At 43.5% G+C, this 14,707-nt stretch carries 9 protein-coding genes; 1 reads left to right on the top strand and 8 read right to left on the bottom strand.

The genetic code is table 11. From position 1 onward, the window contains the following. Window positions 1-87: 87 nt before the first annotated feature. The 5 genes from celB to rpsO form a co-directional block, all read right to left on the bottom strand. Window positions 88-1,449, bottom strand: a complete 1,362-nt coding sequence (gene celB / locus DVW06_RS06395; RefSeq protein WP_029487281.1) for a PTS cellobiose transporter subunit IIC — start codon at window positions 1,447-1,449, stop codon at window positions 88-90. Between the two features lie 3 nt (window positions 1,450-1,452). Continuing rightward, entirely contained in the window at window positions 1,453-2,844 is a 1,392-nt protein-coding gene (locus DVW06_RS06390) for a glycoside hydrolase family 1 protein (protein WP_137264509.1), read from the bottom strand. 160 nt (window positions 2,845-3,004) lie between these two features. Further along, window positions 3,005-3,772 (bottom strand): DeoR family transcriptional regulator, encoded by a 768-nt coding sequence (locus DVW06_RS06385; protein WP_003128632.1) that lies wholly within the window; start codon window positions 3,770-3,772, stop codon window positions 3,005-3,007. A gap of 188 nt (window positions 3,773-3,960) precedes the next feature. Then, on the bottom strand, window positions 3,961-6,078 hold the full coding sequence (pnp, locus tag DVW06_RS06380; RefSeq protein ID WP_003128630.1) for a polyribonucleotide nucleotidyltransferase: 2,118 nt from the start codon (window positions 6,076-6,078) through the stop codon (window positions 3,961-3,963). 393 nt (window positions 6,079-6,471) lie between these two features. Continuing rightward, window positions 6,472-6,741, bottom strand: coding sequence for a 30S ribosomal protein S15 (rpsO, locus tag DVW06_RS06375; protein ID WP_003128628.1), 270 nt, complete (start codon window positions 6,739-6,741; stop codon window positions 6,472-6,474). A gap of 217 nt (window positions 6,742-6,958) precedes the next feature. Between rpsO and DVW06_RS06370 the strand changes: the two genes are divergently transcribed. After that, window positions 6,959-7,819, top strand: coding sequence for a MurR/RpiR family transcriptional regulator (locus tag DVW06_RS06370; protein ID WP_003128626.1), 861 nt, complete (start codon window positions 6,959-6,961; stop codon window positions 7,817-7,819). 121 nt (window positions 7,820-7,940) lie between these two features. Here DVW06_RS06370 and DVW06_RS06365 read toward each other — a convergent pair whose 3' ends face one another. From DVW06_RS06365 to DVW06_RS06355, 3 genes are read right to left on the bottom strand one after another with little or no spacing between them, the layout of a single operon-like run. Continuing rightward, window positions 7,941-9,335: a glycoside hydrolase family 1 protein gene (locus DVW06_RS06365; protein ID WP_003128624.1), complete on the bottom strand. Its 1,395-nt coding sequence runs from the start codon at window positions 9,333-9,335 to the stop codon at window positions 7,941-7,943. Then, the gene (locus tag DVW06_RS06360; protein ID WP_005472730.1) at window positions 9,329-11,566 is read right to left on the bottom strand and encodes a glycoside hydrolase family 3 protein; all 2,238 of its coding nucleotides are present in this window, start codon (window positions 11,564-11,566) and stop codon (window positions 9,329-9,331) included. The genes DVW06_RS06365 and DVW06_RS06360 overlap by 7 nt, the downstream gene beginning before the upstream one ends. Window positions 11,567-11,594: 28 nt before the next feature. Further along, a complete protein-coding gene (locus tag DVW06_RS06355) occupies window positions 11,595-14,621 on the bottom strand; it encodes an alpha-mannosidase (RefSeq protein WP_003128619.1) in 3,027 nt (1,008 codons plus the stop codon). Between the last annotated feature and the right edge of the window lie 86 nt (window positions 14,622-14,707).

Below are 14,707 nucleotides of genomic sequence, written 5' to 3'. Positions count from 1 at the left end.
CTCGGAGTTGCTTCTGCTTCCGCCATTTAGACGTGTTTAGAGCGTGGGACAAAAGTGTTTTTTACTTTTGTCCCACGCTCTTTTTGTCTACTGATCATGGAGAGTCGCTTCTGCTTCGTTTGCTTGCTGCTCCGCAAAAAGTTTACTATCGTACATTCGGAAAAATGGATAATAGCAGACAACCGAAATCAATAAATTAAGGATAGCGATCAAGATTCCGCGAAAATCACCGCCAGTTCCAAGAAATGCTCCAATCCCAACAGGTGAGATCCAAGGAATCCCGGTGATCACTTTAGCTACAAAGCCAAAGGATGTAGCAAAATAAGCAATCGTCACATTGATCAGCGGTGTCACAATAAAAGGAATAATCAAATAAGGATTATAGACGATTGGCGCACCAAAGATCACTGGTTCATTGATATTGAACAATCCTGGAAGGATCGCCGCTTTGCCCAATACTTTCAACTGTTGGGATTTAGCTCGAAACAGCATCAACAAGACCAACCCTAACGTACTGCCAGCACCGCCAATAAAAATGTACATATTGACAAAATCACCGGCAAAAATGTTAGTTGCTCCATCGATGTTTTCGGTTAAAGCAACTAATAAAATAGGATTGATAAAACTGTTTTTGATGACGGCTGTTCCGTGAACACCAACGGCCCACAACAAATGAATCAACAACATGATTACAATGATCCCTAGCCAAGAACCTGTCAAATCTTTTACAAATTCAAATGGTTTTGACAACAAACCATGCAAGTCGGTATGAAAAACGGCTAAACAGCCATTGATCAGAATCATCAAAAAAGCAATAATAATCGCTGGAATCAGGGAAGCAAATGCTTTACTGACCCCATCTGGTACTCCCGCTGGCATTTGGATCGTGATTTTCTTTTTAACACAAAAACGATAGACTTGGGTTGCCAGCACCGCCGTAAGGATACCGATAAAAATACCGACCCCACTAAACCGTGTCACCCAAGAACCAAGTGCTACACCATTATAGATGATAGCTGTCTCTCCAGTTGTTTGAAGCAATTGTGCCCCACTATCTGAAATATCGACTTGAATGATCGTCATCAAAAATGCAAACAACCCAAGAATTGCGCCAACAAAGCTGCTCAATTGGAGTTTTTCTTCTTTGCGATAGATGTCCGTTAAATAATACGCAGTGGCTAAACAATAAAAGAGTGCGATCGAGCCGATAGACATAGTTGTCGCGACACTATAAAGCGGGGAAAATTTCAAAATCGTCTGTTCAAAAAAGCTGGCCAGCGGCGGAATAATTTGAGGCAGGTTATTGATGATCAAAAAAATCGAGCCAACGATCGTGAAAGGAACCGTGATGACTCCCGCTTGCATAATTGCCCGGATAAAACGCAAGTTAGCGACTTTATTTAATGGCGGCATCAATCGCTGCTCTAAAAAAGTAAAGACATGATTCATTGCTTATCCCTCCCAATGTCCGTTTTCGATCAACTTTTGATACCAGTAAAAACTATCTTTTTTCACACGCTTTTGCTCTTTTTCATCGGCATCATTCCGATCCACATAAATAAAACCATAGCGCTTTTTGATGCCTTCATGGACACTGATCAAATCGATCGCAGACCAAGGACTATAGCCAATCAATTCCACTCCTGACTCGATAGCTGCTAGACATTGCTGGATGTGCTGCTGCAAATAGTCGATACGGTAAGAATCATGGACTGCGCCGTTTTCTTCCAGATGATCTTCTGCTCCCAAACCGTTTTCTGTGATGAGGATTGGTAGATGGTAGCGATCATAGAGTGTTTGCAAAGTCGTTTTTAAGCCCAGAGGATCAATGGTCCAGTTAAACGCATTTTTCTTCAAATAGGGATTCGTAAATCCTTTATAAAACCCTCGTTCCATGATGTCTTCACTTTGTTGATCACTGATCCCATTCGTCATGTCTCCTTCCATCGTTGGCTGTTCAACTGTGACCGTTGTATAGAAATTCATAGCTACAAAGTCTGGGAAGGCACTGGTCATCAAAGCCTGATCCTCTGGGTGGATAGTGATCTTCACCCCACTTTGATTCAAGTAATCTTGAAAGACTGGATTGTAGCGTCCTAAGCAGGCAAAATCTAAATACGCCCAATTCCGAACGCTATTGAAATAAAGGGCCGCCTGATTGTCTTCCGGCTTGCTGGTTGCTGCATAAACAAGCGAGATATTAGGGACTGGTCCAATTTTTCCATTTGGAACGAGTTCATGGCAATGTTTGAAGGCAAGCTTTTCAGCAATCATCAGATGATGGAATTGCTGGTACTTCTCAGGTAGAGGAATCGTTTTGCCTAGTATCTTGCGATCGACTAAGAGCATGATATTCGGTTCATTGATCGTCAACCAATGGGTCACCCGATCACCATAAGCGTTGAACAATGTCTTAGCATAGGTTTCAAAAGCTTCAACTGTACTGCGATTTGTCCAGCCGCCTTGATCTTCCAAAGCTTGTGGTAAATCAAAATGATTTAACGTAATAAATGGTTGGATTCCCTGCTTCAACAGTTCGTCGATGACAGCACTATAATGGTCCAATCCTTTCTGGTTAACACTTCCCCGCCCCTCAGGGTAGATCCGTGACCATGCAATTGAAAAGCGAAAAACTTTGATTCCTAGTTCTGCTAACAAGGCGATATCTTCCTTGTACCGATGGTAATGATCCACCGCTACTGTAAAATCGGCGATCTCGTTATTGTCTCGGGGACGAGTATCTTGAACACTTAGTCCTTTACCATCCGCTAAATAAGCTCCTTCTGTTTGATGTGCGGAAATGGATGCTCCCCATAAAAAATCTGTTGGAAATTTTGATGTCATGATGTTCTCCTGTCTTTTTTAGTAAATCGCTTTCTGGTATTTAGGATAATCGTCTCCTTGATCAAAAGCAATAGCCGGACAAGAACTGTTCATGAAAGAATATTTATGAACGATTCTCCTTAATTGATTGTCTGAGAAAAGCTTCAATGCCAAATTAAAATCATAGCAGCGAAAACTGCAGACCTTGAGAAGAAAATTGCGCCGTCTCGATCTCTGTAAGTTGCCTATTGCTAAACAAGCGATTCGCCATAAACGTACGATCAATCATAAATCCTCGGACATGGCCGATATTTTCTCCTTCCGTATAGATGATTTTCTCTCCTTGAGTATGCTGAAGCATCGTCCGATACACAAAGGATTCACTTAGTGTCGTTGTTGTGATTTCATGGGAGTCGATTCCTGAGGCTTCAATCAAACACAAATCAGCCGTATATTTGCTGAAAGCCAGTGTCGCTATATCTCCGACTAACGCAGTGGAGTTGCTTTCCACTTCTCCTCCACACAGACAAACAATCGCCCGTCCTGGTTTTAGATCAATCAATGCGGAATGGTCATTGGTCACAATCGTTAAATCAAAATCAGCAACTGCGTGGATCAATTCTTTCGACCAGCGTCCAGCCCCCACAAAAATCAATTTCTTTTCTTGCAGCAAAAGGTGTAACGGTGGAAGCAGTCGCTGCCAAGGAAATTCTTCTACCGATCCAAGTTGCTGGGATTCTCTTTTTTCTGATTTCTTGATCCGTTTCACGCCGCCATAATAACGTTCAATCAACTGCTTTTTTTCCAGAAACAACAAATCCCTGCGAATCGTCACTTCTGATACTTGAAATCGATCCGCTAATTCTGAAACAGTCCCATAATCATACTTATCTAAGTAGGTGATCAAGGCCTCTCGTCGTCGAAAAACACTTCCCTGTGTGGCTTTCATTTTTTCACCTTCTATACGTTTTTTGAATTTTTGATTGCCCGACCTCTTTGAGTCAGTTTACCTTATTATCAGCGAAATGTCTGTGCCTTATGTCGTAAAAACCCCCCAGTAATCGAATCGATTACTGGGGGGTTGGACGTTGATTTACGTTTGCAAAATCTTCTCTTGCGGATAACTAGTTAAGAAAATTATTTCTTCTCTGCTTTATCGTCAGTCAATAATGCTTTGCGAGACAAATTAATTCGACCTTGTTTGTCGATCTCTGTGACTTTCACAAGAACTTCATCGCCTTCTTTGACAACATCTTCTACTTTGTTGACCCGTTCATTTGCAAGTTGAGAAATGTGAACTAACCCATCTTTGCCTTTGATCAAGTTGACAAAAGCGCCGAATTTTTCAACACGAACAACTTTTCCTAAATAAACTTCGCCAACTTTGACTTCTTTTGTTAGATCTTCAATGATCTTAATAGCTTTCTTGATCATTTCCGCATCAGAAGAAGCAATTGATACTTTTCCGTCTTGATCGATGTCGATCTTCACGCCTGTTTCATCAATGATGCCATTGATCGTGTCGCCACCTTTACCAATCACATCTTTGATTTTGGCTGGGTCGATTTGGATCATCTCGATCTTCGGTGCGTATGGACTCAATTCTTCCCGTGGCGCAGCAATAGTTGAAGTCAATTCATTTAAGATTTCCATCCGTGCTTTTTTCGCTTGCGATAGAGCTTCAGTTAAGATTTGCTCGGTGATTCCTTGGATCTTGATATCCATTTGTAAGGCTGTGATTCCATCTTTTGTTCCGGCAACTTTAAAGTCCATATCGCCTAAATGATCTTCCAATCCTTGGATGTCGGTCAAGATCGTATAGTTTTCGCCATCAGAGACAAGTCCCATCGCGATACCAGCAACAGGGGCTTTGATTGGAACACCAGCATCCATCAATGCCAATGTACCCGCACAAATACTTGCTTGTGAGGATGAACCATTGGATTCTAATACTTCTGCCACTAAACGGATTGTGTAAGGGAAATCCTCTTCACTTGGGATTACTTGCGCCAAGGCACGTTCACCTAAAGCGCCATGTCCGATCTCACGACGGCCTGGAGAACCGGCACGTCCTGTTGAACCAACTGAAAACTGCGGGAAATTATAGTGGTGGATGAACCGTTTTGATTCTTCTACCCCTAAACCATCAATGATTTGATGTTCACCCAATGGTGCCAATGTACAAGCAGATAATGCTTGCGTTTGCCCACGAGTGAATAGTCCTGAACCATGAACACGAGGCAACAGACCGACTTCTGAGGCTAATGGACGAATTTCATCCAATTTCCGGCCATCGGGACGAATTTTGTCGATCGTGATCAATTCACGGACAACATCTTTTTCAAGGTCTTCTGCGATTTGTTTCACTTCTTTTAGAAGCTGCCCTTCATCCTCATGACCCGCAAATTTTTCTGCATAAACTTCTTTAACTGTTTCTTTGACGTTGTCGATCTCGTCTTCACGAGCCAATTTTTCTTCGGTCATAACAGCCGTTTTCATTGTTTGATAGTAGCCATCGAAAATTTCTTTTTTCAAGTCAGCATCTACTTGAAGCAAAGTCACTTCCATTTTTGGTTTACCGACTGCTGCAACGATTTCTTCTTGGAAAGCAACTAATTCTTTGATTGCTTCAAAACCGAACAGCAAAGCGCCTAGCATATCATCTTCAGAAACTTCTTTCGCTCCTGATTCTACCATGTTGATGGCTTTTTTCGTACCAGCAACCGTCAATTCGATATCTGTTTGCTCTGCTTGTTCAACGGTTGGATTCAACACATATTCCCCATTGACACGGCCAACTTCAACACCAGCGATTGGTCCGTCAAAAGGCACATCGGAAATAGACAACGCTAAAGAAGAGCCTAGCATTGCAGCCATTGCTGGTGAGCAATCTTGTTCCACACTCATGACAATATTTGTCACTTGGACTTCATTTCGGAAACCATCCGCAAACATTGGACGGATTGGACGGTCGATCAAACGAGCAGTCAATGTTGCTTCGGTACTTGGACGACCTTCACGTTTGATGAAACCACCAGGAACTTTCCCGACTGCGTACATTTTTTCTTCATAATTGATCGTTAAAGGGAAGAAGTCTGTATCTTTTGCTTCTTTTGAAGCAACGGCTGCACTAAGAACTACTGTATCGCCATAGCGGACGAGTACTGCGCCATTTGCTTGTTTGGCTAATTGGCCAACTTCAACTTGTAGCGGACGCCCGCCCCAAGTCGTTTTGAATACTTGTTTTTCTGTCATGATCTGCTCCTTTTTTTCTGAGCCAAGCAAGTCACTACTAAACAAATGAAAAAAGCGGATCGGTGCTTCCGCTGCTTTCATTTGGTTAGTAGGAAGCTGCTCGCCGTGTCTCAGAGATTCTTTTTTAGTTGCGGGTTTGATTCACCAGTCAAGTCCCGCTAATTGAGTTTGTTAAAAAGATGGGGCCACTATTATTAGTCGCCTAGTACTATTCATCATCTGCTCTGTGCGGCTTGTGCCGTCCAGTCGCAGTGATTCCGCTCGGGTGACTACGCTCCTGGTTAGTCGCCTAGTACTATTCATCATCTGCTCTGTACGGCTTGTGCCGCCCAGTCGCAGTGATTCATAGCAAAAAAGTGAGATTCGGGTTGAACCTCACTTTTCTTTGTTTGATTAACGACGTAATCCTAAAGCTTGGATCAATTCGCGGTAACGTTGTACGTCTTTTTGACGTAGGTATGCTAATAAGTTACGACGGTGACCAACTTTTTTCATTAGGCCACGGTATGAATGGTGGTCTTTTTTGTGCATACGTGCATGTTCGTTCAAATGGTTGATTTCTTCTGTAAGAACAGCGATTTGAACTTCTGGAGAACCAGTATCTCCTTCATGACGAGCAAATTTGTTGATGATTTCGTTTTTGCGTTCTTTCGTAATTGCCATGTTTTTCACCTCTTTTTTCTTTTTTCACCTGCGACTGAGTAAAACGTTGGTGACTCGTTGAACCAAGTAACAGGTAGCGTGTATTCACACGTAATTACTTTACTTTATTCTACCTAAAAATGCAAGTTTCTTCGCTGAATCTTTTCATTTTAAAATGAAAGCAACACTCCAACTTATGGTATACTGAATCTAGAAATTTCTTAAAGCAGGTGACCTTATGAGCGTCCTTTCTCGCATTGAAAGTATCCAGAGCGAATTATCCAATTCCGAAAAAAAACTTTTTGATTACATCAAAAAAAATTCTGAAAAAGTTCCTTCGATGACTGCGAGTCAGTTGGCTCAAGCTACCGGGATCAGCGCCCCTACAGTTGTTCGTTTTGCAAAGAAAACAGGCTTTTCCAGCCTAACTGATCTTAAGATTCAGCTTTCTGCGGAATCTGGCTCCCGACAAACCCATGAGGAGATCATTGGCTATGCAGATGTTGCATTGAACGAATCTTTTCATGATATTACTGCGAAATTGAGCCATAATGCCCAAGTGACTATGCATGAGACTGCGGACCTTTTAGAAGAACAAGTAATGCTGGCAGCAGCGGACCTACTGAAAACCCGCAATCGGATCTTCGTATGTGGTATCGGTGCTTCCTCTTTGATTGCTCAAGATATCCAACAAAAATGGACTCGCTTAGGCAAAGTGGTTATTTTCGAAACCGACTATAATTCGCTGTTGCCTCAATTGATCAAACACGAAAAAGAATGTTTGCTCTGGGCTGTCTCAAACAGTGGTCAAACACCTGAAATCCTACACCTTGCGGAGTTTACGAAGGAGATGGGGATTCCAGTTCTATCTTTGACTCGCTTTGGCAGTAATTCCCTTTCGAAATTAGCAGATGTTCCGCTGCAAGTTTCCCGACCGAAAGAAGCCAATATGCGCAGTGCAGCAACCAACTCGATTATTGCTCATCTTTTGGCAGTTGATGTGCTGTTCTATGTCTTTTTGAGTAAAAATGAACAGCTGGCTCAAAATATCTACGAATCAAGACAGGCCATTGCTGACTATCGTCACAAATATCTCTGATCGTCAAATGCGCCTGCTAAATTCAGTGGTCGAAACTTAAGCATAAAATAAAATCAGTTGAAACACTCAAAGCATGCTCCAGAGGTCCAATCGTCTCTCTGAAGCATGCTTTATTTGCTGGCTAATCAGGTCCATTCCCTGAATCGATCCCATTGTCCTTTGCTACTTGCGCCATCCAAAAGCTCGACGCTTTTGGTGTTCGGGTATCATCTGTCAAATCTACTCGATAATACCCATAACGATTTTTATACGCATTCAGCCAGCTCCAACAATCGATAAATGTCCACATATGATAACCGAAGCAAGGGGCTCCTGCTTCGATCGCCCGCTGCAGTTCTTTGAGATGATCTGTTACAAATTCGATGCGATAGGTGTCATTAATCTCCCCCTCTTGCGTTGCGAAGCGTTCTTCTTGAGAAACCCCCATACCATTTTCAGAAATATACCAAGGAATCGTGCCATAGCTATTCTTTAGACGCATGGCAATGTCATAAATACCTTGCGGAAAGATTTCCCAACCGCGATGAGGGTTGATTTTTTTGTCCGGCCAATCATAGCCTCGAAAAAGATCCCTCGGCCCTGTGATTGGATCGTTCGGCGCAATCGGGGCTTGAACTCGTAATGGCTGGTAGTAATTGCAACCAATAAAGTCCACCGTATTTAAGGCAAAAAGTTCTCGGTCCCCCTCCTCTGTTACAGGAGCAAGACCTGACTTTTTCAGCATCGCGACTAATTTTTCTGGAAATCGTCCGAGGACTGTACAGTCTAAAAAACTGCGAATATAGAGTAAGTCTGCCCATTCAGCAGCTTCAAGATCAGCAGACTGCGGACTTTTCGGATAGACGGGCGATAAATTTAAGATAATCGCTATCTCTCCGTTAGGAATCGCAAGTTCGCGAAAAGCAGCTACTGCTTTTGCGTGAGCTAACAGTGTATGATAGCCTACTTGGATCGCTCGTTTAAAATTATGAACTTTAGGCCAATGGGCATCCCCCATATATCCGCATTCAATATGAACTAAAGGTTCGTTGAATGTGGCCCATTTTTTGACAATGTCGCCAAATTGCTCAAAGGCGATACGAGCGTAAGCGGCAAAGTAATCTACCGATTCTCTGGCTTCCCAACCACCTCTTTCCATTAACCACCACGGCATATCAAAATGGAACAAATTGATGATAGGTTCGATTCCTTGATCGACCATTTCTTGAAAATAGGCACGATAGAAGGTGACTGCTTGAGGGTTGACCGTCTTTCCATCAGGTACTAGTCGTGTCCAAGCAATTGACGTCCGATAAGAGTTCAGATTCATGGCTTTCATCAGCGCCACATCTTCTCGAAAGTGTCGGTAGGTATTCGAAGTATCACTAGGTCCTACGTGATCGTAGAACTTGTCTGGCTCCAATTCGAACCATTTATCCCAAGTTGAAGGGCTTTTGCCATCAATCGCCGCAGCGCCTTCCGTTTGAGGAGCAGAAGCAGCTGCTCCCCATAAAAATCCTTCCGGGAATTTTAACATGATTTCTCTCCTTTTCCATTTTCTTCTTGTTTCAATGGCTTCGTGAATACTTGTTTCTGATTGGCTGCTTCGACTTGGATGATAAAATCAGCTGGCAATTCATTTGGTGAAATGTTCAACTGTTTCAACGTTTCATAAGAAACTGTTAGAGAAAAGTCGACGGTGCTTTTGGCTGGCAAAAAGACTTTTTGAAAACCGCATAACACTTTGACACGCGGTAAGACCTGCTGTGAGTAATTGCGAAGGTACACTTGTACCACTTCAGCTCCTGCTATCACCGAAAGATTCTCGATTGTTCCATTAATTTGGATTGCTTGCGGAGCATACTGCGCATGGATTCCCTTAAGCATAAATTCTGCATAGCTTAGACCATAACCAAACCCATAACGAGGGGTTCCTGAACAATCTGTGTAATCTCTCTGGAAAGCAGTCTCACGGTAGTTGTAATAAACTGGCAGCTGCCCATTTTCATCTGGAATAGAAACAGCTAGTTTCCCACTGGGATTCGTTTCGCCAAAAAGAATCCGAGCTAGCGCACTTCCGCCAAATTGCCCTGGATAACCTGCAAAAAGCAACGCATCAAAAGCGGTACTGACCTCACTTAACAGATGAGGACGGCCAGCAATCACAATACCGATCAGAGGTTTCTGAAATTTTTTCAATTCAGTAATCAATCGTTTTTGACATTCTGGCAATGCCAAAGACGCCAGATCGATATTTTCCCCACTGGTCATCTCCGCAGATCCTTGCAAGGCAGCTCCATTCTTATCAAAATCCGTCGAAAAGTCACGAATACTAGAGCCGCCAATCGTTAAAATGATTTGATCCGCTGTTGCTGCCGCTTGGCATGCGGCAGTCAGTTGCTCTTTGGTTCCTTCTGTGATGCCGCAGCCATCTGCTTGAATAAAAGTGGTTTCGGTCCCCTTGATTTCCAGCAACCCCTCCCACAGATTGCGGCACTCAGACAGTTCTTTGAAAGGAGTATAGTCCCCTAGCTGATGATAGCTGTTTTTGCTATGAGGACCAATAACAGCAATTGTTTGTCTTTGTTTCTTTAACGGTAAGACTTGCTCATTTTTCAACAAAACGATGGCTTCTTCTGCTAAACGAGTTGCACTTTCTTGAAACTGCTTTTGATCCGGAACGGACACCGTAGGCACCGGTTCGTCAAAAAGTCCTAGCTGCTCTTTCAGTTTCAGAACGCGCATCACGGATCGATCAATGGTTTCTTGCTTAATCAACCCTTGATCAACAGCAGCTTCCAACTGAGGGAAAACATTGTCCCATAAACTGATGTCTACGCCGCTGTTCATGGCCCGGGCTGCCGCTTCTGGTTTGTTTCCTAGCCAATCCGCTAAACGGTCCAACGCACAACCATCTGCCATCACAACTCCTGCAAAGCCGGCTTCCTCTCGCAAAATCTCTTGAAGTAAGCGAGGGTTCGCGTGACAAGGGACACCATCCCAATCATTATAAGCAGCCATGCACCCTAGTGCCCCTGCCTGAATTCCCGCCAGCATAGCGGGTAAATGAATCTCTCGCAATTCTTGCTCCCCAATATTGACTGGTCCTGCATTGTGCCCGCCCATACTTGAACCTTGAGCTGCAAAATGTTTTAACACGGCCAGTACATGGGTTGTCGGTTCATGACCAAGTATTTCCCCTTGCATTCCCTTGACCGCAGCTTGCGTAAAACAACTGGCTAAGTAGGGATCTTCACTGAAACATTCCTCGGTTCGTCCCCACCTAGGATCTCGTACGATATCCAAGGTAGAGATCAGCCCAACTTGCGCCCCTTTAGCTCGTAACTCTTGTGCCACGAACGTCTGCACGCTCTGATAAAGATCAGGATTCCAACTAGCCCCTGTACTGAAATTGACCGGCAGTGTTGTTGCTGCTAATCCTTGATGACCATGAGGACATTCTTCTGTCAAAAAAGCTGGGATTCCAAGACGAGTATGTTCTTTTAAATAGTCCTGAATCATCCGGCTGACTTCCCGTGATTCTTCCACCGAGAGACCCGTTGTTGCGTCCTTGCCCGACCAAGGATCTGCTCGGAAAACGCCGTAGATCCAGCCAATCGAGCCAAAGCGAGCAACTTCCGACTTGAAGTAGTCTGTCAAATAAAGTTTTCCTTCCTTTTTCTGATAAACTTGCCAGCCATACAATCGCTGATTCAACTGGCCGATTTTTTCTTTTAGGGACATCTTCTTTACAATTTCTTCGATCATTTTAAACTCCTATCATCAAAAATGCCGATTAGTCAAAATAGACCTTGACCGTTTGAATTTCATAAGGGTTGAAAGGAATCACCACTTGGTGGCACACGCCCGTGACCACTAACTCCTGCTGTTCCTCTTCCAATAAATTCGTTAGCACTGCTCGTTTGATTTTTTTAGCTGCGGTCAAGCGGCATGTCGTTTTGCGATTGTGGTATTCATACAAACGTACCACGATGGCTTCATCTGCTTCAGCCTTTTTGACCGAATCGATCAGCACATTATTGTGATCCACTTGTAAAAAAGATTGCTCTTGCTGCTGATCAAAATCTGCCAATACATATGCTGGTACATTGAGTGCCAACGCTTCTTCCATCGTTTGTCCTTTTTTCCAGTCACCTTCATGAACATAGAGAGAATAGGTAAACGAATGAAGTCCTTGATCTGCTTCTGGATAGGGATCAGTCGCCGACTTGATAAGAGAGAGACCAATTTTTTGGTAAGCTGTGCTGAATCCGTATTTACAATCCGTCAACACACTGACGCCATAACCATCTTCAGACAAGTCGACCCATTTTTGCCCACAACTCTCAAAACGTGCCAAATCCCAAGTGGTATTTTTGTGGATGGCACGTTTGACATTCCCAAATTGGATATCGAAAGTGGCATCTAGCGTATTGACGGCAATTGGCAACTGCGCCTTCAATAAAAGATGATGCTGATGCCAATCGACCGTTGTCTCAAAGTCGATCCTGCCGGTTCCATGATAGAAATGGATCAGCTGAATGATCGTTGATTGCTCAAACGTCCGTTTGATACGGATCGTGTCACGAATCTCGCCTTGCTCGACGATTGATGCGTCAGTCACATCCTCTACTGGATAAGCTTTACGATCGTAGTAGATGTCTATATCCCACGCATCATAATCCATCGGTAAGTCTTCATAAGCAATCAATTGATTCATCACTTCTCCTGCTGGCAAGACCTCTCGCTGGTGTCTTTTGTCAAAAAGAGCAGTCATTTCATATGCCGCGTTAAATGTTACAACAAAGTCGGTCGTTTCCAGTTGACGAGTCAACGGAACACACTCTTGTTCTACTGGTTCTGAGATAGTCTCCCTCAACGTTAGGGGACGCAGACCTAAGCTAGGGACTTGTGGAACTTTGACCAGCAAACAACCATCTTCGGTTCGCTGTGTCAGATAATCTTCTTGAATCGCCGGAATATCAACTTTGATTACGGCATCACGAGTAAAGCCTAATGGATTATAGACCACCTGATGATTTGCATCACTGGCGGTTCCTCCTGCCACGAGGGACTGGATCAATTGCTCGCCTTCTTCAAAAAGAGCAGCATACTCTTCTTCTGTCTGCTGGTACACTTCGCCAATCGAACTTCCTGGCAAAATATCGTGAAATTGATTGAACAACAATTTTTTCCAGAGCCTTTCGAGGAGCTCTTGCGGATACGCTTCGCTTCGATAGGCACTGTAAAGCTTCTCAATAGTTTGCAATAAAAATTCGCCTTTGCGGTTGGCTTTCTTATTTTTACCGATGGAGGTCAGTGTCCCACGATGGTACTCAAAATAGAGTTCGCCAAACCAGACCGGGGCTTCTGAATGAGCAAAAGCTGCGGCTAATCGGTCAAAAAATTTGCCCGCATGATCGCCAGTGATCACTGGCATCTGAGGGAGTGGTTTTGATAACCGCTGTTTTGTCTCCAGCATCTCTCTAGTAGGTCCGCCGCCGCCGTCTCCATAGCCGTATGCAATCAAGATCTCATCATGCTGATCTTTTTGTTGGTACCGTTCAAAGCTGCCTTTGACTGTATAAGGGTCTAAAAGCCCATTGTAAGTGGTGTAGTAGGGTCTTGGACTGTAGCCTTCACTAATCGTTGTAATAAAGTGAGTCAAAACTCTGCTGCCATCGATCCCTTGCCAGTAAAACGAATCATAAGGAATCTGATTGAATTGATTCCAAGACAATTTAGTTGTCATGAAATAAGGTGTATTGGTCTTTTGCAAGATCTGTGGCAATGCAGCGGAATAGCCAAAAACATCCGGCAGCCACAAAATCTGACTCTCATGATCAAACTCTTCTTTGATAAAGCGTTTGCCGTATAAAATCTGCCTTACCAATGATTCACCGGAGGTCAAGTTGCAATCTGCTTCTACCCACATAGCACCTTCTACTTCCCAGCGTCCAGATTTAATCTTCTCTTTGATTGCCTGATATAACTCAGGATATTGTTCTTTGATCGCTTGATATAACTGGGGTTGGCTTTGGAGAAACGTATATTCAGGGTATTCATCCATCAATTTTAATACGGTCTGAAAACTGCGTTCTCCTTTTTCAACCGCTTGCTGTGCCGTCCAAAGCCATGCCAGATCGATGTGGGTATGCCCGACTGCGGTCACTTTTTGACGAATCTCTTGGCTGTAACACGCTTGCAGACATTCTTGCGCGTTTGTGAGGCCTTCATAGAATCGCGGCGTATAGGGGGCTCGAAAATCTAATGCATTGGCAGCTTGTGACAGACAGCTTTGATAGATTTGTTCTTCTCCGCCAAATTTCCTAATGGCACGCCAACTGTCAAAAATCGTCGAGAAATCAAACCAGACTTGCTCAACGATAGGATCGATCGCCAATAGATTCACGTAAAGCGGAAACTTCTTCTCTTCTCGTCCCGAAAAAATATCGATCTGTAAGGCTATTGTTCCTGTTAGCTCCGAGGGATCCAACCGCACTTCTCGATGGTTGACATCAATTGCCTGAATGTAATTCCCATTCAAGAACACTTTCATTTGCGGATTTGTCGTATTGTCCCATTCAGAGAGCGAAGAATAGACTTGCAAAGCAACCGACATCTCTTTCCAATCTTCCGGTAGTTCAAAAGTTCCTTTCATTGTGTAATAACAATTCTTTTCTCCAAAAAAAGTTCCTTGCACATAGGGTGCCCAGTTTTCTTGCTTTAACTGCAAGTCATTAACAGGCACCTGATAGCGAATCCGGTAATTCTTTAATTGAAATAAAATCTTACGGATACGTTCAAATTCAAATAACTGCACGCTGTATTCTCTCCTTTACTCGGTTTCTGAGGAGGAAAAAAGCGGGTAGACAAGAAATTGTCCAAGCCCGCTTCTCCTATTGCCGT

The sequence above is a fragment of the Enterococcus sp. ARL09-542 genome (genome assembly GCF_005234805.1).
In the GTDB taxonomy this organism is placed as follows: domain Bacteria; phylum Bacillota; class Bacilli; order Lactobacillales; family Enterococcaceae; genus Enterococcus_D; species Enterococcus_D gallinarum.
This window is presented reverse-complemented; position numbering and strand designations above follow the sequence as displayed.